Source organism: Pseudomonas sp. A125 (assembly GCF_055409485.1).
In genome coordinates this window covers 312,814-333,375 of sequence record NZ_JBUZVP010000004.1, presented here as the reverse complement: position 1 = coordinate 333,375, position 20,562 = coordinate 312,814, and the positions used below count along the sequence as shown (strand labels likewise).

The 20,562-nt window shown below is 61.0% G+C and carries 18 protein-coding genes; 5 read left to right on the top strand and 13 right to left on the bottom strand.

Annotated elements, in window-relative coordinates:
* Positions 1-250 precede the first annotated feature (250 nt).
* From tcyN to ACZRN6_RS08240, 4 genes are all read right to left on the bottom strand, one after another.
* Positions 251-997, bottom strand: coding sequence for an L-cystine ABC transporter ATP-binding protein TcyN (gene tcyN / locus ACZRN6_RS08255; protein ID WP_322142760.1), 747 nt, complete (start codon positions 995-997; stop codon positions 251-253).
* 3 nt (positions 998-1,000) lie between these two features.
* A complete protein-coding gene (gene tcyL / locus ACZRN6_RS08250; protein WP_003211857.1) occupies positions 1,001-1,666 on the bottom strand; it encodes a cystine ABC transporter permease in 666 nt (221 codons plus the stop codon).
* Entirely contained in the window at positions 1,666-2,460 is a 795-nt protein-coding gene (tcyJ, locus tag ACZRN6_RS08245; RefSeq protein ID WP_322142761.1) for a cystine ABC transporter substrate-binding protein, read from the bottom strand. The genes tcyL and tcyJ overlap by 1 nt, the downstream gene beginning before the upstream one ends.
* Before the next feature lie 344 nt (positions 2,461-2,804).
* Positions 2,805-3,797: a D-cysteine desulfhydrase gene (locus tag ACZRN6_RS08240; protein WP_322142762.1), complete on the bottom strand. Its 993-nt coding sequence runs from the start codon at positions 3,795-3,797 to the stop codon at positions 2,805-2,807.
* Between the two features lie 166 nt (positions 3,798-3,963).
* Here ACZRN6_RS08240 and epsC point away from each other — a divergent pair, with 166 nt between their 5' ends.
* Together epsC and betT are read left to right on the top strand one after the other, a co-directional pair.
* A complete protein-coding gene (gene epsC, locus ACZRN6_RS08235) occupies positions 3,964-4,890 on the top strand; it encodes a serine O-acetyltransferase EpsC (RefSeq protein WP_322142763.1) in 927 nt (308 codons plus the stop codon).
* Positions 4,891-5,316: 426 nt separating this feature from the next.
* On the top strand, positions 5,317-7,278 hold the full coding sequence (betT, locus tag ACZRN6_RS08230; RefSeq protein WP_322148594.1) for a choline transporter BetT: 1,962 nt from the start codon (positions 5,317-5,319) through the stop codon (positions 7,276-7,278).
* A gap of 3 nt (positions 7,279-7,281) precedes the next feature.
* On the opposite strand, the gene ACZRN6_RS08225 is transcribed toward betT, so the two are convergent.
* Together ACZRN6_RS08225 and ACZRN6_RS08220 are read right to left on the bottom strand one after the other, a co-directional pair.
* Positions 7,282-7,530, bottom strand: coding sequence for a hypothetical protein (locus ACZRN6_RS08225; RefSeq protein ID WP_322142764.1), 249 nt, complete (start codon positions 7,528-7,530; stop codon positions 7,282-7,284).
* Between the two features lie 177 nt (positions 7,531-7,707).
* Positions 7,708-8,439 carry an SDR family oxidoreductase gene (locus ACZRN6_RS08220; protein ID WP_322142765.1) on the bottom strand — a complete coding sequence of 244 codons (732 nt, stop codon included), beginning with the start codon at positions 8,437-8,439 and terminating at the stop codon, positions 7,708-7,710.
* Positions 8,440-8,558: 119 nt separating this feature from the next.
* Here ACZRN6_RS08220 and ACZRN6_RS08215 point away from each other — a divergent pair, with 119 nt between their 5' ends.
* The 3 genes from ACZRN6_RS08215 (at position 8,559) to mgrA (ending at position 12,086) form a co-directional block, all read left to right on the top strand.
* Positions 8,559-9,449 carry a LysR family transcriptional regulator gene (locus ACZRN6_RS08215; RefSeq protein WP_464007666.1) on the top strand — a complete coding sequence of 297 codons (891 nt, stop codon included), beginning with the start codon at positions 8,559-8,561 and terminating at the stop codon, positions 9,447-9,449.
* Between the two features lie 161 nt (positions 9,450-9,610).
* Positions 9,611-10,939, top strand: a complete 1,329-nt coding sequence (locus tag ACZRN6_RS08210; RefSeq protein WP_464007678.1) for an OprD family outer membrane porin — start codon at positions 9,611-9,613, stop codon at positions 10,937-10,939.
* Between the two features lie 109 nt (positions 10,940-11,048).
* Positions 11,049-12,086: an L-glyceraldehyde 3-phosphate reductase gene (gene mgrA / locus ACZRN6_RS08205; RefSeq protein WP_322142767.1), complete on the top strand. Its 1,038-nt coding sequence runs from the start codon at positions 11,049-11,051 to the stop codon at positions 12,084-12,086.
* Positions 12,087-12,233: 147 nt separating this feature from the next.
* Here mgrA and tauD read toward each other — a convergent pair whose 3' ends face one another.
* The 7 genes from tauD to ACZRN6_RS08170 form a co-directional block, all read right to left on the bottom strand.
* The gene (tauD, locus tag ACZRN6_RS08200; RefSeq protein ID WP_464007677.1) at positions 12,234-13,070 is read right to left on the bottom strand and encodes a taurine dioxygenase; all 837 of its coding nucleotides are present in this window, start codon (positions 13,068-13,070) and stop codon (positions 12,234-12,236) included.
* Positions 13,071-13,092: 22 nt separating this feature from the next.
* A complete protein-coding gene (gene tauC, locus ACZRN6_RS08195; RefSeq protein WP_464007665.1) occupies positions 13,093-13,923 on the bottom strand; it encodes a taurine ABC transporter permease TauC in 831 nt (276 codons plus the stop codon).
* Positions 13,920-14,699, bottom strand: coding sequence for a taurine ABC transporter ATP-binding subunit (gene tauB / locus ACZRN6_RS08190; protein ID WP_088424395.1), 780 nt, complete (start codon positions 14,697-14,699; stop codon positions 13,920-13,922). Before tauB ends, tauC begins: the two co-directional genes overlap by 4 nt.
* A gap of 18 nt (positions 14,700-14,717) precedes the next feature.
* Positions 14,718-15,695: a taurine ABC transporter substrate-binding protein gene (gene tauA, locus ACZRN6_RS08185; RefSeq protein ID WP_003213167.1), complete on the bottom strand. Its 978-nt coding sequence runs from the start codon at positions 15,693-15,695 to the stop codon at positions 14,718-14,720.
* 261 nt (positions 15,696-15,956) lie between these two features.
* Positions 15,957-17,540 carry a glutamate--cysteine ligase gene (gene gshA, locus ACZRN6_RS08180; protein ID WP_464007664.1) on the bottom strand — a complete coding sequence of 528 codons (1,584 nt, stop codon included), beginning with the start codon at positions 17,538-17,540 and terminating at the stop codon, positions 15,957-15,959.
* Between the two features lie 215 nt (positions 17,541-17,755).
* The gene (locus ACZRN6_RS08175) at positions 17,756-18,139 is read right to left on the bottom strand and encodes a PaaI family thioesterase (RefSeq protein ID WP_322142770.1); all 384 of its coding nucleotides are present in this window, start codon (positions 18,137-18,139) and stop codon (positions 17,756-17,758) included.
* Positions 18,139-20,463, bottom strand: a complete 2,325-nt coding sequence (locus tag ACZRN6_RS08170) for a Tex family protein (protein WP_322142771.1) — start codon at positions 20,461-20,463, stop codon at positions 18,139-18,141. Before ACZRN6_RS08170 ends, ACZRN6_RS08175 begins: the two co-directional genes overlap by 1 nt.
* Between the last annotated feature and the right edge of the window lie 99 nt (positions 20,464-20,562).

Sequence of the window (20,562 nt, the reverse complement as noted above, 5' to 3'; positions counted from 1 at the left end):
AAAACCAGAATGGATCCAATCCTCTTGGCGTTAGATAAGAGGCTGGATTAGTTGGCGTCAAGAGGCTGGGCGGCGCAAACCGGGAGTTATGGAATATTCAGAAGGGTCTTACTGGGGAGGCGCTGCAAGTGGGTGTTTAAAGATGACTTTTACCCAACGAATAAAGGGCTTTTCGCCAAAAGTGCCGAAGAGGTGAGTTGCCTTTCGGCAACTCTATAAAGCGAAGTTTCTTACAATCAATGAGCGCGCGTTAGTTGTTGATGAACTTGCTGAGAAACTGCCGGGTGCGCTCTTCTTTCGGGTGGGCAAACAGCGCCTTGGCTTCGCCCTGTTCAACAATCACGCCCTTATCGAAGAAGATCACCCGGTTGGCAACATCCCGGGCAAAACTCATTTCGTGGGTCACGATGACCATGGTGCGGTTTTCTTCAGCGAGGCTGCGGATGGTCGCCAGCACTTCGCCTACCAGCTCAGGGTCCAGGGCAGAGGTGGGTTCATCGAACAGGATCACCTCCGGCTCCATCGCCAAGGCCCGGGCAATCGCTACCCGTTGCTGCTGCCCACCGGACAGGCGCCGTGGGTAGGCGTCTTCCTTGCCCGCCAGGCCAACCCTGGCCAGTAGCTTGCGACCGAGGGCATCGGCGGCGGCCCGGGGCATCTTCTTGACCACGATCGGGCCTTCGATGACGTTCTCCAGGGCGGTGCGGTGCGGGAACAGGTTGAAGTTCTGGAACACAAAACCCACGTGCTGGCGCAGGCGCCGCACCAGGCCTTGCTGTTGGTTGAGCGGGCGGCTGCTGTCGATCTCGATGTCACCCACCTTGATCCGGCCACTGGTGGGTTCTTCGAGGAAATTCAGGCAGCGCAGGAAGGTGGTCTTGCCGGAACCGCTGGGGCCGATGATGGCGACGACTTCGCCTTCCTTGACCTCAAGGTCGATCCCGTTAAGCACCACCTGACCCTTGAATTGTTTGGTCAGTTTTTCAACCACGATCATGCTTCAAGACTCCAGGTCATGCCGGTTGACTCGTGCTTCCAGGCGGTTTTGCACGTGCGCCAGAACGCTGGCAAGAATCCAGTAGATCAAGGCGGCGGACAGGTACATGGTGAAAATTTCGAAGGTACGGGCCGAGACCAGTTGCGCCTGGCGGAACAGCTCCGGCACCTGGATGGTGGCGGCCAGGGCAGTGTCCTTGACCAGGGAAATAAAGCTGTTGCCCAACGGCGGCAAGGCCGTGCGCATGGCCTGCGGCAGGATGGCCCGGCGCAGGGTCTGCGCACGGGTCATGCCGATACTGGCCGCAGCTTCCCACTGGCCGCGCTCGATAGAACCGATGGCGGCACGCAGGATTTCACAGGCATAAGCGGCCATGTTCAGCGAGAAGCCGATCATGGCCGCCGGGATCGGATCCAGCTCGATGCCCACTTGCGGCAAGCCGTAGTAGATCAAGAACAGCTGTACCAGCAAGGGCGTGCCGCGAAAGAACGACACATAGACTCGGGCGGTCCAGCTCAACAGCTTGAAGCGCGACAGGCGCATCAGGGCCAGGCCGAAGCCCAGCAGCAAGCCGAAAAACATCCCGCCCAGGCTAAGGATTACTGTGAAATACGCGCCCTTGAGCAGAAAGGGCGCGGAGTCCAGCGCGAGTTGGAAACCTGCTTCCATTATTGAGTAACGTCAGCGTTGAAGTACTTCTCGGACAGCTTCTTCAAGGTGCCGTCGGCGCGCAGTTCGTCGAGGGCCTTGTTCACCGCGGCCAGCAGCTCAGGCTCGCCTTTGCGCAGGGCAATACCGGCTTCCTGGCGGGAGAAGGCAGCACCGGCAGCGGCGGTGTCCTTGGCTTTCTTGGCGTATTCCAGCGCGGCCAGGCGGTCGATCAGGATGGCGTCGACACGGCCGATGCGCAGGTCCTGGAACTTGGTTGGGTCATCGTTGTAGGTTTTGACGATGGCTTTCGGTTGGTTTTCCTTGAGCCATTGTTCGTAGTTGGTGCCCAGGCCCACACCGATTTTCTTGCCGGCCAGGTCGTCGGCGGTCTTGATGGTGTCGACGTTCTTCGCCAGGGTCAGCGCCTGGATACCGGAAACGGTGTACGGCGTGGAGAAGTCATACTTTTCCTTGCGCGCGTCGGAGATGGTCACTTGGTTGACGACCGCGTCCAGGCGCTTGGATTCCAGGGCGGCGAGGATGCCATCCCACGGAGTGGCCTGCAGCTTGACCTTGACGCCCAACTTGTTGGCCAGTGCTTCAGACAACTCGACCTCGAAACCACTGAGCTTGCCGCTTTCATCGACGAAGCTGAACGGCGGGTAGGTGCCTTCCAGGCCAATCTTGATTTCGCCGGCTTTCTTGATGTTGGCCAACTGCTCGCCGGCAACTGCCTGACCGAGCCACCCGGCGCCAAGCGCCAGCCCCAACGTACCAACCAGTAACGTGCGACGGAATACGGAAATAGTCATGAAGAGCCCCTGTGTTTTTTATGTTGAGCGATGCAGGTGACGCGGTAGTCGTATCCTGCCTTAAAAGCGCCGTGTGTGGGAGCCGGGCTTGCCCGCGATTGCATCAACTCGGTGTTTTGGATCTGCCCAGTCATGCGTATCGCCCTCAAGCTCGCCTACGGCGCGACTATAAAGCCGAGTTTTAAGACTTGAAAATAATATAAATTAACTTTGTTATTTCTATTTGGAATATCAGGCAATTCAATGAAGGAGCTGGCTTGCCGGCGAGGGGGCCTCTTGCCTTGCCGCAACCTCAAGGCCGAATCGCCAGCAAGCCGGCTCCTACAGGAATTGCATCCAGTCAGTCAGAACGCCGAGTTGTAAGCAAACAACGCCGGTGCGCCACCGGTATGCAGGAAAATGATCGGCCCCTCTTCGAAGCGCTGGCGACCGATGCCATCCAGCAAGCCGGCCATGGCCTTGCCGGTGTAGACCGGGTCCAGCAGCAGGCCTTCCTGGCTGGCCATCAGCTTGATCGCCGCCAGCGTGCCGGCGCTGGGCTCGCCATAACGGGGGGCGAAGTACTCGTCCCACAGGATCACCTTGAACGCGTCCGGCAGCGGTACGCCGAGCAATTGGGCAGTGCGTTCGGCCAGGCCCTGCACCTTGGGGCGCTGGGCTTCGTCGGTGCGAGAGACCGTTACGCCAATCACTTGCAGGTCGGGCAGCACTTCGCTCAATGCCAATGCCAGGCCGCTGTGGGTGCCGGCGCTGCCGGAAGCCAGCACCACGGTGGAAAACTTGATGCCGCTGTCTTCAATCTGCCCGGCCAACTCCAGCCCGGCGCGCACATAACCCAGTGCACCGAGGGCGTTGGAGCCGCCGATGGGCACCAGGTAGGGCTTTTTGCCGTTGCTGCGCAGGCGGTCGGCAAGGGCGTCGAGTTGGGCGTCGACGTTGTCCAGGTTCTCTACCAGCTCGACCTTGGCGTCGAACAACTCCAGCAACAGGCGGTTGCCGTTGGCCAGGTAGTTTGGGTCTTCGGTGCCCGTGGGGTTTTCCAGCAACGCGACGCAGCCCAGGCCCAACTTGGCTGCCAGCGCGGCGGTTTGGCGCACATGGTTGGACTGGATCGCGCCGGCGGTTACCAGCGTATCGGCGCCTTGGGCCAGGGCGTCGGCGGCGAGGTATTCGAGTTTGCGCAGCTTGTTGCCGCCCATCGCCAGTGGCGTGGTGTCATCGCGTTTGACGTAGACGTCACGCCCCAGCCAGGCCGACAGCCGCTCGAGTTTTTCCAGGGCGGTGGCGCCGCCCAGCAGTTCCAGACGGTTAAAGCGGTCGAGCTGTTGTTTGATCATGGCTACGCACGGGTGGTCAGAGATGCACCGACTATAGGCAGGCACTTTTCAGTGGGCAACCGGCAATCGCTTATGTCGGTGGGTTATTAGCATTGCACTATTGGTTCTTAAGGTCGCTCAGGTTCCTTGCCGTAAAGTGATGGGCATTTCGTCAGGAGTGAAGACCGTGAGTGAGCGTTCCAGTCATTGGCAATTACAGACCATCGTCAGCCAGCTGCGCAGCGCCCGGGACCAGTGGCGCACCCGCAACGGCCGGGTCAGCGGCGAGCAGGGCGGGCGCGAGCTGCCTTCGCGGGAAGCCGTGGCGCAGATTCTGGAAGCGTTGTGCGGTGCGCTGTTCCCCATGCGTTTGGGGCCGGTGGACCTGCGTGAAGAAAGTGAAGACTTCTACGTTGGCCACACCCTGGATGTGGCGCTCAATGCATTGCTCGCCCAGGCGCGGCTGGAGCTGCGATATGCCGCGCGGCAAGGCGGCCAGGATGACAGTGAGGTGCACGCCCATGCCATCCACCTGATCCAGGATTTCGCCCTGGCATTGCCGGCCTTGCGCAGCCTGTTGGACACCGACGTACTCGCCGCCTACCACGGCGACCCGGCGGCGCGCAGTGTGGATGAAGTGCTGTTGTGCTACCCGGGGATTCTGGCGGTGATTCACCATCGCCTGGCTCACCATTTGTATCGGGCGGGCTTGCCGTTGCTGGCGCGCATCAGCGCGGAAATCGCGCACTCGGCGACCGGGATTGATATTCACCCGGGGGCGCAGATCGGCCCGAGCTTCTTTATCGACCACGGGACGGGTGTGGTGATTGGCGAGACCGCGATCATCGGCGAGCGGGTGCGTATCTACCAGGCCGTGACCCTGGGCGCCAAGCGGTTCCCGGCGGATGAGGATGGGCAATTGCAAAAGGGCCATCCGCGGCATCCGATTGTTGAGGATGATGTTGTGATCTACGCCGGGGCGACGATTCTGGGGCGGATTACGATTGGCAAGGGCTCGACCATTGGCGGCAACGTGTGGCTGACGCGCAGTGTGCCGGCGGGGGCGAACCTGACCCAGGCGAATTTGCAGCATGACGACGGCACGCAGAAGTAAAACACTGCTCTCTCTAACGATCACACAGATCAAATGTGGGAGCTGGCTTGCCTGCGATAGCGGTGTATCAGCGACAGAGGTATGGCTGACCCACCGCCATCGCAGGCAAGCCAGCTCCCACAGGAGACCGTATTCCAGTTCTGGCCGCTTTTTCGTTAAGCAATCGCTGAACGTTTCGTCATCCCCATACGTCATACCTGTCCTTGAGCTAGTGTAGGAAACACCTACCACTCGGCCCTGCGATTAGTCCTCAAACCCCTATCCATGTTTAACTTGACTGTTCGTTCAAGTTAAATCGGTGGTTCGCTGCCCGCTCACAACAGGAGGCTTACCTTTGCTGAGTCCGTTTTTTACAGCCACATCCCTTACCCTTGAGGTGCGCCCTTCATGAGTGCATCGTCCACACCGTCAAGCGGCCAGGTTCGGATGAACCCGCCGGTGTTTTACTTCGCCGCGAGTGTCATCCTGCTGTTCGGCCTGACCGTCATCGCTATCCCGGAACAAGCCGGCGCCTGGTTGCTGGCGGCACAAAACTGGGCGGCCAACACGGTCGGCTGGTACTACATGCTGGCGATGACCCTGTATCTGGTCTTCGTGGTGGTCACCGCGTTATCGGGCTACGGCAAGATCAAACTCGGTGCCGACCACGACGAGCCCGAATTCAGTTACCTGTCCTGGGCCGGCATGCTGTTCGCCGCAGGGATCAGCATCACGCTGTTTTTCTTTTGCGTTTCCGAGCCTTTGACCCACCTGGTGCAACCGCCTCAGGGTGAGGCTTTGAACGGTGACGCGGCGCGCCAGGCCATGCAGATCCTGTTTCTGCACTGGGGTCTGCATGGCTGGGGCGTGTTCGCCTTCGTCGGCATGGCCCTGGCGTACTTCGCCTACCGGCATAACCTGCCGCTGGCGCTGCGCTCGGCGCTGTACCCGCTGATCGGTAAGCGCATCAACGGCCCCATCGGCTACGCGGTGGATGGTTTCGGCATCATCGCCACGGTGTTCGGCCTGGGTGCCGACATGGGCTTTGGCGTGTTGCACCTCAACTCCGGGCTGGACTATTTGTTCGGCGTGGCCCACACCCAGTGGATCCAGGTCGGCCTCATCACCTTGATGATGGGCGCGGCGATCCTGGTGGCCGTCTCCGGCGTCGACAAGGGCGTGCGGGTGATGTCCGACATCAACATGTTGTTGGCCTGTGCGCTGCTGCTGTTCGTGTTGTTCGCCGGGCCTACCCAGCACTTGCTCAACACCCTGATCCAGAACATCGGCGATTATCTCGGCGCCTTGCCGACCAAGAGTTTCGACCTCTACGCCTACGACAAACCCAGCGACTGGTTGGGCGGCTGGACCGTGTTTTACTGGGCCTGGTGGATCGCATGGTCGCCGTTCGTGGGGCTGTTTATCGCGCGTATTTCCCGTGGCCGCACCATCCGTGAGTTCGTCTTTGGCGTGCTGTTGATTCCGCTTGGTTTCACCCTGGCGTGGATGTCGATCTTCGGCAACAGCGCCATCGACCAGGTGCTCAACCACGGCCTCACCGCGCTCGGCCAGTCGGCCATTGATGATCCGTCGATGAGCCTCTACCTGCTGCTGGAAACCTACCCGTGGAGCAAGACGGTTATCGCGGTAACGGTGTTTATCAGCTTCGTGTTCTTCGTCACCTCGGCCGACTCCGGCACCGTGGTGCTTTCCACGTTGTCGGCCAAAGGCGGGAATCCCGATGAAGACGGGCCGAAGTGGCTGCGGGTGTTCTGGGGCGCAATGACGGCATTGGTGACCAGCGCGCTGCTGTTTGCCGGCAGTATCGACTCGCTCAAATCTGCCGTGGTGCTGACCTCGCTGCCGTTCTCGATGATTTTGCTGCTGATGATGTGGGGGCTGCACAAGGCGTTCTACCTTGAGTCGCAAAAGCAGATCGCGCAGATGCATTCCCTGGCGCCGGTATCGGGCTCACGCAAGGGCACGGGCGGTTGGCGCCAGCGCTTGAGCCAGGCGGTGCATTTCCCGTCACGGGATGAGGTGTACCGTTTCCTCGAGACCACGGTGCGCCCGGCGATCGAAGAAGTGACGGCGGTGTTTGTCGAAAAAGGCCTCAACGTGGTCACCCAGCCTGACCCGTCCAACGACAGCGTCAGCCTGGAAATCGGCCACGGTGAGCAGCATCCGTTTGTGTACCAGGTGCAGATGCGCGGCTATTTCACGCCGTCATTTGCGCGCGGCGGCATGGGTTCCAAGCAGCTCAACAACCGCCGCTATTACCGTGCGGAAGTGCACTTGAGTGAGGGCAGCCAGGACTACGACCTGGTGGGCTACACCAAAGAGCAGATCATCAACGACATCCTCGACCAGTACGAACGGCACATGCAGTTCCTGCACCTGGTTCGCTAAGGCTCAGGCCCTGATAAACAGGGCCAGTGCCACCAACGGCGCGCCGAACACCGCACTGCCGATCACCAGCTCCGAGACCAGGGGCTGGCCGGCAGTGACTACGCCCAGCGCGCCGTTCACCACCGCCACCACCAGCCAGATCCCGACAAAGCTGTAAGCCAGAATGTGCCGGCTGACGCCCAGCTTTTGGCCGATAAACAGCATCAGCGCGAGCAGGATCAGGCCGGCGGTGATGACGAGGGCGGTGTGCATATCTGAAGTCTCCTGATACCCGCTGGTTTTCCGTGAACACCAAACCTGTGGCGAGGGAGCTTGCTCCCGCTGGGCTGCACAGCGGCCCCAAAAAAGATGGGAGCGCTGCGCACTCCAGCGGGAGCAAGCTCCCTCGCCACAATATTAGTGCGTCGTAGAGTGAGTGCTGCGTGGTCTTCAGACCAAACCGCCATTGGCGCGCAGGATTTGCCCATTCACCCAGCCACCGGCCGGGCTCACCAGAAACGACACCACGCGGGCGATATCTTCCGGTTGGCCAAGGCGTTCCAGCGGCGCCATCTTGGCCAGGCCCTGGATCTGCTCTTCGCTTTTGCCATGCAGGAACAGTTCGGTCGCCACCGGGCCCGGGGCCACGGCGTTGACGGTGATGCGCCGGCCGCGCATTTCCTTGGCGAACACTTGGGTCAAGGATTCCACCGCTGCCTTGCTGGCGATGTACACCGCATAACCCGGGAAGTTGAGGCCTACGGTGCTGCTGGAAAAGTTGACGATGCGCCCGCCGTCATTCATGCGCGTGGCGGCTTCACGCAGGGCGTTGAAGGTGCCGCGGGTGTGGATGTCGAAGTTCTGGTTGTACAGCTCGTCGCTGTGTTGGGCCAGTGGCAGTGCCTTGAGAATACCGGCGTTGTTGATCAGCACGTCGACCTTGCCGAGTTGGGCTTCGGTCTGGTCGAACAGGCGCTTTACGTCGGCCGCGCTTGAAACGTCGCCCTGTATCGCTATGGCTTGGTGGCCGGCCTGGCGCAGTTCCACCACCAGTTTTGAAGCTTCGGTGGCACTGTTGGCGTAGTTGATGGCGACGGCGTAACCGTCGGCGGCCAGTTGTTTGGCAACCACGGCGCCGATGCCGCGGGAAGCGCCGGTAACGATAGCAACTTGAGGGGTCATGATCAGGTTTCCTGGGGGCGTTGGCTGGGTGTGGAAGCAGGTTCACATGTTTACCCAAGCGGATAAATGCGCCAAAGTTGCCTTGACTGTTCAATAATCGCCAACAATGGAGACGCGCTGTGGACCAAGTCAAAGCGATGAAGGTGTTCGTGCGAATTTACGAACGCTGCAGCTTCACTCTAGCGGCCGATGACCTGAACCTGCCACGCGCCACCCTGACCCACACCCTGAACCAGTTCGAAGCCTGGCTCGGCACGCGCCTGCTGGAGCGCAGCACTCGCCGCGTACGCCCGACCCTCGATGGCGAGGCGTACTACCTGCGTTGCGTGCAACTGCTGGCCGAGTTGGAAGAAGCGGAGCTGGCCTTCCGTTCGGTGGCACCCAAGGGCCGCCTGCGGGTGGATTTGCACGGCACCCTGGCCAAGTACTTCGTGATCCCGGCGCTGCCGCAGTTCATGGCGCGCTACCCGGAAATCGAACTGTCCATCAGCGAGGCAGACCGCTTTGTCGACCTGATCGCCGAAGGCGTGGATTGCGTGCTGCGGGCGGGCACCCTGGAGGACTCGGCGTTGATCGGCCGGCGTGTTGCAACGTTGCGCCAGGTGACCTGTGCGAGCCCGGCGTACCTGCGCAAATACGGCGAGCCGAAAAGCCTCGCCGACCTCAGTGAACACCGTGCAGTGAATTACGTTTCGCGCACCACCGCGAAGCTGTTCCCGTTCGAATTCCTGGTCGACGGCCAACTCCAGGAAGTGACGATTGAGGGTGCACTGTCAGTGTTCGGCGCAGAGATTTATTCCGCCAGCGCGGTTGCTGGACTCGGCATTATCCAGTGCCCGCACTACCGCATGGCCGAGCTGATCAACCAGGGCGCGATGCAGGAAATCCTCACCCATACACCGCCGCCGCCGATGCCGGTTTCGGTGCTTTACCCACAAAACCGACACATGTCGCCGAGGGTGCGGGTGTTCGTCGATTGGCTCGCCGAAATCTTCTCCACCGCCCGCTAACCCGCATAGTTGCTGGGTTTCTTAAATTTAATTTCATCCGGGTAAAGGGTGTTTTGACTCCGAACTGTCACATGGCCATCGCCTAATTGTGTGAAGCGTTTGACGCTTTCATTTCAGAACAGTGACGGAGACCGGTACCAATGAAGACGTTATTAAGCCCCATGGTGGGTGCCGCCATGGCGAGCTTTATGCTGTCCGCCCACGCCGATTTTATCGATGACAGCCACGCCGATGTGACCCTGCTCAACCGCTACCTCAATCAGCAGGGGCGCGATGTGGTGAACAGCAATAACAAGGCTCACAGCATCCGTGATTGGGGCCAGGGTTTTGAGTTCAACTTCAAGTCCGGCTACACCGATGGCCCGGTTGGCTTTGGTCTGGACTTGCAGGCGTTCTACGGTTTGAAACTGGATTCTGGTGGCGACCTGGGTGACAAGGATCACCAGGGCCGCTACCCCGGCAGCATGTTCCCGCTGGATAACGGCAAGTCCGCCGACCAGTTCGGCGTGCTCAGCCCGACTTTCAAGATGCGCTTCGCCCAGGATGAACTGCGCGTGGGCACGCTGTACGGCAACAACCCGGTACTGGCCAACACTGACGGGCGCCTGTACCAGCAGACCAACACCGGCGTGCAGCTGGTTTCCAAGGACTTGACCGATTTTACCTTTACCGCCGGTGACATCCTCAAGACCAAGATCCGCAACGAAACCGGCGACCAGGGCATGATCACCGCCGGCGGCACCAAACAGAGCGATCGCTTCCTCTACGGCGGCGCGGACTACAAAGGCTTGCCGAACACTACGGTTAGCCTGTGGTATTCCAACCTTGAGGATTACTACCAGCAGTTCTTCCTCGGCGCCAAGCGCCACGATGCCTTGCCTGTGGGCGCTATCGACACCGACGTGCGCCTGTACCGCAGCCTCGGTGTGGGTGAAAACGCTGCGGGTGATAAAGACTTCTCCGCCGCCGGGCTCTACGGCGACGGCACCTCCAAGGGTCGCATCAACCAGTCCACCGTCAGCCTGCTGGAAAGCTACAGCCTGGATGGCCATACCGTTGGCCTGGGCATCCAGAAAAACAGCGGCGACAGCGACTTCCCGTACCTGGATTCCGGCCTGAACAGCGGTGCCAGCAACCAGGGCCCGGGCTCGGGCGCCGACACCCCGGCACTCACCAACATGCAACTGAACAAGTTCCAGCACGCCGGCGAGCGCACCTGGCTGGCGCAGTACAAATATGACTTCGGCAAATTGGGCCTTGATGGCCTGACGTTCGCCACTTCCTACGCACACGGCGATGACATCCGCACGACCCAGGGCACTACCAGCGAATGGGAACGTAATATCACCCTGGCCTACCAGGTGCCAACCGGCACCCTCAAAGGCCTGGGTGTGACCTGGCGAAATGCCCACGCCAGCCCGGACATTACCGGTGCCACCGTGCAAGATGAAAACCGTCTCTATCTGAGCTACGTCGTTCCACTCTGGTAGGAAATTGCTGTACAAAGAGCAAGCACACTTAAGCGATTCAGCTGCTTAAAAGGCTTGGGAATAGCGTTATTCCCAGGCCTTATTTGCTCATAAGACCAGAGAGGATTCGATGACTTACATTGCTGCCGAAAACCGCTATGAATCTATTCCTTATCGCCGCGTTGGTCGCAGTGGACTAGTGCTGCCCGCCCTGTCCCTGGGGCTGTGGCACAACTTTGGCGACAGCACCCCGATCGACACCCAGCGCGCACTGCTGCGCACCGCGTTTGACCTTGGGATCAACCACTTCGACCTGGCCAACAACTACGGCCCACCGTACGGCAGCGCCGAGATCAATTTCGGCCGGTTGCTGCGCGAAGACTTCAAGCAATACCGCGACGAACTGATCATCTCCAGCAAGGCGGGTTGGGACATGTGGCCGGGCCCATATGGCCAGGGCGGTGGTTCGCGCAAGTACGTACTGGCGAGCCTCGACCAGAGCCTGCAACGCCTGGGCGTCGACTACGTGGATATCTTCTATTCCCACCGCTTTGATGCCGACACCCCACTGGAAGAAACCGCCAGCGCACTGGCCACCGCCGTGCAACAGGGCAAGGCGCTGTACATCGGGATTTCGTCCTACTCCGGTGTGAAAACCCGCGAGGTTGCCGCACTGCTTCAAGAGTGGAAAGTCCCACTGCTGATCCACCAACCGGCCTACAACCTGCTCAACCGTTGGGTGGAAAAAGACCTGCTGGACGTCACCGAAGAACTCGGTGCCGGGGTGATTGCGTTCACGCCGCTTGCCCAGGGTTTGCTGACCGACAAATACCTCAACGGCGTACCGGCGGATGCGCGAGTGAACCGTCCGGGCGGTGGTTCGTTGCAAGCCAAGCACTTGTCCGAGGCCAACATCGCCCACGTGCGTGCGCTGAATGAAATTGCCAAGCGCCGTGGCCAGAGCCTGGCGCAAATGGCGTTAGCGTGGACATTGCGCGATCCACGCGTCACCAGTGCCCTGATCGGTGCAAGCCGGCCGGAGCAGATCATCGAAAACGTCGGCGCGTTGCAGAACCTGAACTTCAGTGCGCAGGAGCTGGCAGAGATCGACCGGTTTGCCCAGGAAGGCGGGATTAACTTGTGGGAAAAGCCGTCGACGGCTGAATAAGCGGTAGCGTCCGATTCCCGAATCAACCCCGATTAACTGTGGGAGCCGGGCTTGCCCGCGATGGCGGAGTGTCAGTCGATGGATATGTCGCTGACCCACCGCTATCGCAGGCAAGCCAGCTCCCACATTTGATCTGTGGCGTTCTTTCTAGAACGGCACATCTCCAAGAATCGTTGCCCGGTGCATCACTCGCCGTTGCGGCCGGTAATCATCCACCGCGTAGTGCTGGGTCACGCGGTTATCCCAAAACGCCACGTCATTTTCCTGCCAGCGCCAGCGAATGGTGAACTCCGGCCGGGTGGCATGGGCAAACAACAGCTTCAGCACCGCTTCGCTTTCCGCCGGCTCCAGTTCGTTGATCTTGCTGGTGAACCCTTCATTGACGAACAGCGACTTGCGCCCGCTCACCGGATGCGTACGAATCACCGGATGCGACAGCGGCGGGTTTTTGCGCCGGGCTTCTTCCCAGCGCGCCAGGTCTTGCGGCGTATTGCCGTAACGCTCCAGAGGGAAGGAGCGGGTGAAGTCATGGGTTGCCGTCAAACCATCCAACAGCTTCTTGAACGGCTCCGACAGCGCCTCATACGCCGCGATCCCGCTGGCCCACAACGTATCGCCACCAAACTCCGGCAGCAGCTTGGCGCTGAGTACCGCACCGAGGGCCGGGGTGGGCAGGAAGGTCACGTCGGTGTGCCAGATGGCGTTGTCGCGCACGTCGGTCACGGCGGTGTCGAGGATCAGCACTTCAGGCTGTTCCGGCACGTTGGGGTAGATCGGGTGAATGTGCAGGTCGCCAAAATTTGCCGCGAACCGCGCCTGTTGCTGTGGGGTGATCGGCTGGTTGCGCAAGAACAGCACCGAGTGCTTGAGCAGCGCCTGTTCGATGGCGTCGCGGTGTTCGGTGTTCAGTGGTTGGGTGATGTCGACGCCACTGATCTGGGCGCCAAGGGCGGTGCTGAGAGGCGTTACGGTCAGGCTGCTCATGGGGTTCTCGTCGAAGATGTGCTTAGTGTGCCTGGCCATGCCAAGGCACCAATTTACGCTGCAGGGCACGCAAGCCCATTTCCATGGCGAAGGCGATCAGCGCGATCACCAGAATCCCCAGTACCACCACGTCGGTGACCAGGAATTGCGCGGCAGACTGCACCATGAAGCCCAGGCCGCTGGTGGCGGCGATCAATTCTGCCGCTACCAGGGTCGACCACCCCACACCCAGGCCAATCCGCACGCCGGTGAGGATGTCGGGCAGGGCGCTCGGCAGGATCACATGGCGAATCAGTTGTGCCCGGGTTGCACCCAACGACTGCGCCGCGCGCAATTTGGCCGGGTCGACGGTACGCACGCCGGTGGCAGTGGCGATGGCAATCGGCGCAAAAATCGCCAGGTAGATCAGCAGCACCTTGGACAGCTCGCCGATGCCGCACCAGATCACGATCAGCGGCAGGTAGGCCAACGGTGGAATCGGCCGGTAGAACTCGATCAGCGGGTCGAGAATGCCCCGGGCGATGCGATTGGAGCCGATGGCAATCCCCACTGGCACGGCGGTGAGCACGGCAAAACCGAGGCCCAGGCCGATGCGCTTGAGGCTCGCGCCCAAGTGCTGCCACAGGGTGGAGTCCATATAGCCGGTGGTCGCCAGCAGCCAGCCTTTTTGCAACACGGCCGAAGGCGGTGGCAGGAACAGCGGCTCGATCAGCCCGCTGGCGGTCACGGCCCACCAGATAGCGACCAGGGTGAGCAGGGTCAGCGCGCTGATCCAGCGGGTGCTCAGGCTGCGACGCGCCGGAACCGCCGGGGTTTGCGCGGTGCGGGTTGCCGGTAATTCGTAACTGCTCATGCAGACACCTGCCGTTGGGAGAACACCTTGCCCAGCACGTGTTCGCGTGTTTCGATAAAGCGCGGGTCGGATTTGATCGCCCGTGCCGATTCACCGGCGGCGTAGCGCTGGCCGAAGTCCAGGCTCAGGCGCTCGACGATCTGGCCGGGGTTGGGCGCCAACAGAATCAGGTCCGTGGCGAGGAACACCGCTTCTTCGATGTCGTGGGTAATCAGGAACACCGGCTTGGCCGTACGCCGCCAGACTTGCAGCAACAGCTCCTGCATCTGTTCGCGCGTAAAGGCATCGAGGGCGCCGAAGGGTTCGTCCATCAGCAATACGCGCGGGTCCGCGGCCAACGCACGGGCCAGGCCCACACGTTGCTTCTGGCCGCCGGAGAGTTGCCAGATGCGACGACTGTCGAAACCGGCGAGGTCCACCAAGGCGAGCATTTCCCGGGCACGGATCTCGCGCTTGGCCTTGGGCACGCCCGCCAACTCCAGGCCGAAGCCGACGTTGGCCAGCACGTCCTGCCAGGGCAGCAGGGCGTCGTCCTGGAACACCACGCCGCGTTCGGCGCTCGGGCCTTTCACCGGCACACCGTCAAGGGTGATGCGCCCGGCGCTGGGCTCGACAAAGCCGGCAATCAGGTTCAACAGCGAGGTCTTGCCACTGCCGGAAGGGCCGAGGGCCACCAGCAATTGCTGGGGCCCAAGGCTCAGGGAAATATCTGCCAGTACGGGCTCCGGGCTGCCTGGGTACTGTGCGCTGATGCGCTCCAGTTGTAGCAAGGCCATCGCGGTTAACTCCTGGTATCAGTTAGTGATGAACTTCGGGCTGACGTACGGGGCGTAGTCCGGCAGTACGGCGTCGACCTTGCCTTGCTCCTTGAGGAACGCGGCGGTATCGGTGACAGCCTTGGTGGTCGGTGCGCCCAGCAGGGTGACCTGGTCAGCCGCCAGCGGGTAGACGTTGCCTTGCAGCAGCAGCGGGATGTCGCTGGCCTTGGCCCCGGAGAGCTTCACCAGTTTGTCGACGTTACCTTTGTCCGCTAGCCAGGCTTGTGGGTCTTTGCGGTAAGCGGCGTAGGCATCCAGGGTGACTTTGGCAAAAGCCGTGACGATTTCCGGGTGCTTCTCGGCGAAATCCTTACGCACGATCCAGGCGTCGAACGTCGGCGCGCCGAACTTGGCCAGTTCGCCGGAGGTGATCAGTACCTTGCCGTTTTCCTTGGCTACGCCCAACGCTGGGTCCCACACGTAGGTGGCGTCGATATCACCACGCTTCCAGGCGGCGATGATGGCCGGCGGGGCGAGGTTGAGGATGGTCACTTTCGAAGGGTCGATGTTCCAGTGCTTCAACGCGGCCAACAGGCTGTAGTGGCCGGTAGAAACGAATGGCACGGCGACTTTCTTGCCGATCAAATCCTGCGGGCTGTTGATCCCGGAACCGTTGCGCGCCACCAAGGCTTCGGCGCCGCCGATCTGGGTCGCGATCAGGAAGGTTTCTACCGGGACCTTGCGGGTAACCGCAGCGGTCAGCGGGCTGGAACCGAGGTAGCCGATCTGCACGTCGCCGGAAGCGATGGCGGCGATGATGTCGGCACCGTTGTCGAATTTGCGCCAGTCGATCTTGGCATTGGTGGCTTTTTCGTAGGCGCCGTCGGCCTGGGCGACTTTCGCCGGGTCAACGGTGGTCTGGTAAGCGATGGTCACGTCGGCAGCCTGGGCAAACAGGCTGGCACCGGCCAAGGACAACGCCGCCAAGAGGCGAAGGGGGAAGTGCAGTTTCAAGGGGGAAGTCCTCATCAGGCGGCCGGAGGTCGGCTTGTGAGAAGACTAAATGATCTAAGAATCCTAAAATAAATAACATTTTCGAATTAGCTTATGAGAAGAAACGCGAGCACTAGGCTAGAAGGCGCATAGGTCAAATGTGGGAGCTGGCTTGCCTGCGATAGCATCGACTCGGTACTAATTAAATACTTCGGCGCCTGCATCGCGGGCAAGCCCGGCTCCCACAAAAGCCCGGCCCCCACAGGGTTTTGCGTAAGGCTTTTAGTTGCTGATCGCCAGAATACTTGCCTGGTACGAGCCGACAAACACGTCGAAGTCGCCCACTTCGTTCTGCTCAAGCTCCGCCTGCTGCGCCAGCGAGTTGCGCGCCAGCGTCTCAAAGCGTGCCTGTTCTTCAGCGCTCAACGGCTCGCTGCGGAAGTATTCGGCATGCACCTGGCTCTGATGCAGCGAAAACTGCGCAAAGCTCTCTTTACGCTCGCTCATCGCCGCCAGCACCTGGGCCGACGGGGTCAGGGACGAGTCCTTGACCTTCGCCAGCTGGGCGTCCAGTGCCTGGCTGTGTTCATTAATGCCCTGGCTCTGGTCCAGCAAGGCGGCCAGCGGCGCAATCTGCTCCAGCAACTCGGCGGCCCATTCCTTCATGTCTACCGGCTCGCCACGGCGCTGCAATTGCAGGCCCGGACGGCGGCCTTCCTTGACCACGCTGAGGAAGTTGGCGCTGGCATTGCCGCATTCGTTGTCGGCGAACAGTGGGCTGTCATTCAGCGCGCAGTACAGCAAAAACGCGTCGAGGAAGCGCGACTCTTGCAAGTCGATGCCCATCGGCAGGAACGGGTTGATATCCAGGCAGCGCACTTCGATGTACTGGATGCCACGGGCCACCAGCGCCTGGATCGGCCGTTCGCCGGTGTAGGTCACGCGCTTGGGGCGGATATTGGAGTAGTACTCGTTTTCGATCTGCAGGATGTTGGTGTTGAGCTGTACCCACTCACCGTCCTTGTGGGTGCCGACTTCGACATACGGCGCGTAGGGCGTTGCTACCGCTTCGCGCAGGCTGTCGGTGTAGCTCGCCAGGTCGTTGTAGCACGGCGTCAGGCCGGCCTGGGCGTTGCTCTGGTAACCCAGGTCGCTCATGCGCAGGCTGGTGGCGTACGGCAGGTACAGGGTGTCGGCATCCAGCACTTCAAGCTGGTGCGAGCGACCGCGCAGGAAACCCGCGTCCAGGGCCGGCGAGGCGCCGAACAGGTACATCAGCAGCCAGCTGTAGCGGCGGAAGTTACGGATAAGCGCGATATAGGCCGTGGACTGGTAATCCCGGTCGGTACCCACAAAGCCTTCGGCTTCCTTGAGCAACGGCCAGAGGTCTTCCGGCAGGGAAAAATTGTAGTGGATCCCGGCGATGCACTGCATGGTCTTGCCGTAACGCAAGGCCAGGCCCTTGCGGTACACGTACTTGAGCTGTCCGATGTTGGAGGTGCCGTAGTAGGCAATCGGAATATCTTCCTCGGCCGGCAACGGGCACGGCATCGACGGACTCCACAGGTACTCGTTGCCGAGCTTGCTGTAGGCAAAACGGTGGATCTTGTCGAGGCTGCTCAGGGTGTCGGCCGGGTTAGGCAGCGCCGGCGTGATGAACTCAAGCAGCGACTCGGAATAGTCGGTGGTGATTTGTTCGTGGGTCAGTGCCGCGCCCAGGGCCTCGGGATGCGGCGTTTGTGCCAGCCGACCCTCGCCGGTGACGCGCAGGCATTCGCGCTCGATGCCGTGCAGGCATTGCTCGAGCAAAGAGAGGTGTTCGTGCTTGCCGAGCAGGGCCAGGCGGCGGTTGAGAAGTTCGCTCAAGTTGGATTCCTTCACGCGTCAGTCGCCCCAATATGGGGGTGGTCAGGACGGTCTACAAGGGTGAAGTGGAAACTGGCGTTATCGCCTGGTTTTTGAGCCGGATTGACCCACTCTGAAAAGAGCCGCCCTCGTCCCTGAATCTGGCTATCGCGCACGAAGAAAAGTTCGGCGCAACTTTCGCAGCGCCGAAATTAACTCAAATCGATGACAGGGAGCTATAGGACAGCGAAGGTGCCTTGTGCTTTTGCGACCAGTTTTTCGTCCTGGTACACGTCAGCCTCGACCACCAGCGTACGCCGGCCGGGGTGGATCACCCGCGCGGTGCACAGCACATCGCCGTCGGAAACGGCGCGGATGTAGTTGATTTTGCATTCGATGGTCGCGCTCTGCTGGTCGAAACCATGGGAGCTGGAACAGGCCAGCCCCATGGCAATGTCCACCAGGCTGAAGATCGCCCCGCCATGGAGCTTGCCAGCGCGGTTGCGCAGTTGCGGTTCCAGGGTCATGGCCACCTCGGCAACCCCTGTTTCCAGGCGTTGCAGGCGGCAGCCAATGAGGTCGCTGAAAGCGCTGTGGGTCAAGCCGGCTGGCAGTTCCATTAACGTTTCTTCAGTTGTTTGGCGTTGGCGAACAGCGAAGCCATGGCGTTATTGGCCGGGGCTGGCGCAGCGGTTTCCTTGCGGGGTGCAGCACCTTGCGACTGGCGTGGCGCCGAGCCGGGGCGGGCGCCACGGGCACCGTCGATTTTCTCGCCCGGGGTGTCGCTCATGCGCATCGACAGGCCGACGCGTTTGCGCGGGATATCAATTTCCATGACTTTCACCTTGACCACGTCACCGGCTTTCACCGCTTCACGCGGGTCCTTGATGAACTTCTCCGAAAGCGCAGAGATGTGCACCAAACCGTCCTGATGCACGCCGATATCCACAAACGCGCCGAAGTTGGTCACGTTGGTGACCACGCCTTCGAGGATCATCCCCAGTTGCAGGTCCTTGAGGTCTTCGACGCCTTCCTGAAACTCGGCGGTCTTGAACTCGGGGCGCGGGTCGCGGCCGGGTTTTTCCAGCTCTTGCAGGATGTCGGTGATGGTCGGCACGCCGAAGGTTTCGTCGGTGTACTTCTTCGGGTCCAGGCGCTTGAGGAACGCGGCGTCGCCGATCAGCGAGCGGATGTCGCGGTCGGTTTCAGCGGCAATGCGTTGCACCAAAGGGTAGGCTTCCGGGTGGACGGCCGAGGAATCCAGCGGGTTGTCACCGTTCATGACGCGCAGGAAGCCGGCGGCTTGTTCGAAGGTTTTTTCGCCAAGACGTGCGACTTTTTTCAGCGCTGCACGGGTTTTGAACGCGCCGTTTTCGTCGCGGTGAGCCACGATGTTCTGCGCCAGGGTAGCGTTGAGGCCGGAGATTCGGGCCAGCAGCGCGACCGAGGCGGTGTTCACGTCGACACCGACCTTGTTCACACAGTCTTCCACCACCGCATCCAGGCCGCGCGCCAGTTTCAGCTGCGACACGTCGTGCTGGTACTGGCCGACACCGATGGATTTCGGATCGATCTTCACCAGTTCGGCCAGTGGGTCCTGCAAGCGGCGAGCGATCGAAACGGCGCCACGGATCGACACGTCGAGGTCCGGGAATTCCTTGGAAGCCAGTTCCGAGGCGGAGTACACCGAAGCGCCAGCCTCGGAGACCATCACCTTGGTCATCTGCATGCCTGGGTATTTTTTGATCAGCTCGGCGGCCAGCTTGTCGGTTTCACGGCTGGCGGTGCCGTTGCCGATGGCGATCAGGTCTACCGAGTGCTTGGCGCACAGGGCGGCCAGGATCGCGATGGTCTGGTCCCACTTGTTGTGCGGCACGTGCGGGTAAACCGTGGCGTGGTCGAGCATCTTGCCGGTGGCGTCGACCACGGCAACCTTGCAGCCGGTACGCAGGCCCGGGTCGAGGCCCAAAGTGGCACGCGGGCCGGCAGGTGCAGCCAGCAGCAGGTCGTGCAGGTTGTGGGCGAACACGCTGATGGCTTCGGTTTCGGCGCCGTCGCGCAACTCGCCCAGCAGGTCGGTTTCCAGGTGGGTGTAGAGCTTGACCTTCCAGGTCCAGCGCACGACTTCACCGAGCCACTTGTCCGCAGGACGATTCTGATTCTGGATGCCGAATTGTTGACCGATCATGCCTTCGCACGGGTGCATGGTGCCCGGCAGCTCGTCGCCGACTTTCAGCGCGGAGCTCAGGATTCCTTCGTTGCGACCGCGGAAAATCGCGAGGGCGCGGTGGGACGGCATGCTTTTCAGCGGCTCGTCGTGTTCGAAGTAATCGCGGAACTTGGCGCCTTCCTCTTCCTTGCCGGCGATCACGCGGGCACTCAGGGTGGCTTCCTGTTTCAGGTAGCTGCGCAGTTTTTCCAGCAGGTTGGCGTCTTCGGCGAAGCGCTCCATGAGGATGTACTTGGCGCCTTCCAGGGCAGCCTTGACGTCGGCGACGCCTTTTTCGGCATCGACAAAGCGTGCAGCTTCGCTTTCCGGGGCCAGGGCCGGGTCGTTGAACAGGCCGTCGGCCAGCTCGCCGAGGCCGGCTTCCAGGGCGATCTGGCCCTTGGTGCGGCGCTTCTGTTTGTACGGCAGGTACAAGTCTTCAAGGCGGGTCTTGGTGTCGGCGAGCTTGATGTCGCGTTCCAGTTGAGGGGTCAGCTTGCCTTGTTCTTGGATGCTGGCGAGGATGCTGATACGCCGTTCGTCGAGTTCTCGCAGGTAGCGCAGGCGCTCTTCCAGATGCCGCAACTGGATATCATCGAGGCTGCCGGTGACTTCTTTACGGTAACGGGCGATGAAGGGCACTGTGGAGCCTTCATCCAGTAGAGCGACGGCCGCTTCGACCTGTTGTGGGCGTACACCGAGTTCCTCGGCGATGCGGCTGTTGATGCTGTCCATAAAACCACCTGAAATTCTGAAAGCAGGCTTGCAGGCCCGTAAAACAAGGCTTGCAAGGCTGGTTGAGCGGCCCGACTGGCGCCGCTGCCTGGGTCAAGA

Excerpts from the sequence above, each read along its gene's own strand:
- tcyN (WP_322142760.1), bottom strand. The coding sequence starts at position 997 with ATGATCGTGGTTGAAAAACTGACCAAACAATTCAAGGGTCAGGTGGTG.
- tcyL (WP_003211857.1), bottom strand. The coding sequence starts at position 1,666 with ATGGAAGCAGGTTTCCAACTCGCGCTGGACTCCGCGCCCTTTCTGCTC.
- tcyJ (WP_322142761.1), bottom strand. The coding sequence starts at position 2,460 with ATGACTATTTCCGTATTCCGTCGCACGTTACTGGTTGGTACGTTGGGG.
- ACZRN6_RS08240 (WP_322142762.1), bottom strand. The coding sequence starts at position 3,797 with ATGATCAAACAACAGCTCGACCGCTTTAACCGTCTGGAACTGCTGGGC.
- betT (WP_322148594.1), top strand. The coding sequence starts at position 5,317 with ATGAACCCGCCGGTGTTTTACTTCGCCGCGAGTGTCATCCTGCTGTTC.
- ACZRN6_RS08225 (WP_322142764.1), bottom strand. The coding sequence starts at position 7,530 with ATGCACACCGCCCTCGTCATCACCGCCGGCCTGATCCTGCTCGCGCTG.
- ACZRN6_RS08220 (WP_322142765.1), bottom strand. The coding sequence starts at position 8,439 with ATGACCCCTCAAGTTGCTATCGTTACCGGCGCTTCCCGCGGCATCGGC.
- ACZRN6_RS08210 (WP_464007678.1), top strand. The coding sequence starts at position 9,611 with ATGGTGGGTGCCGCCATGGCGAGCTTTATGCTGTCCGCCCACGCCGAT.
- mgrA (WP_322142767.1), top strand. The coding sequence starts at position 11,049 with ATGACTTACATTGCTGCCGAAAACCGCTATGAATCTATTCCTTATCGC.
- tauD (WP_464007677.1), bottom strand. The coding sequence starts at position 13,070 with ATGAGCAGCCTGACCGTAACGCCTCTCAGCACCGCCCTTGGCGCCCAG.
- tauC (WP_464007665.1), bottom strand. The coding sequence starts at position 13,923 with ATGAGCAGTTACGAATTACCGGCAACCCGCACCGCGCAAACCCCGGCG.
- tauB (WP_088424395.1), bottom strand. The coding sequence starts at position 14,699 with ATGGCCTTGCTACAACTGGAGCGCATCAGCGCACAGTACCCAGGCAGC.
- ACZRN6_RS08175 (WP_322142770.1), bottom strand. The coding sequence starts at position 18,139 with ATGGAACTGCCAGCCGGCTTGACCCACAGCGCTTTCAGCGACCTCATT.
- ACZRN6_RS08170 (WP_322142771.1), bottom strand. The coding sequence starts at position 20,463 with ATGGACAGCATCAACAGCCGCATCGCCGAGGAACTCGGTGTACGCCCA.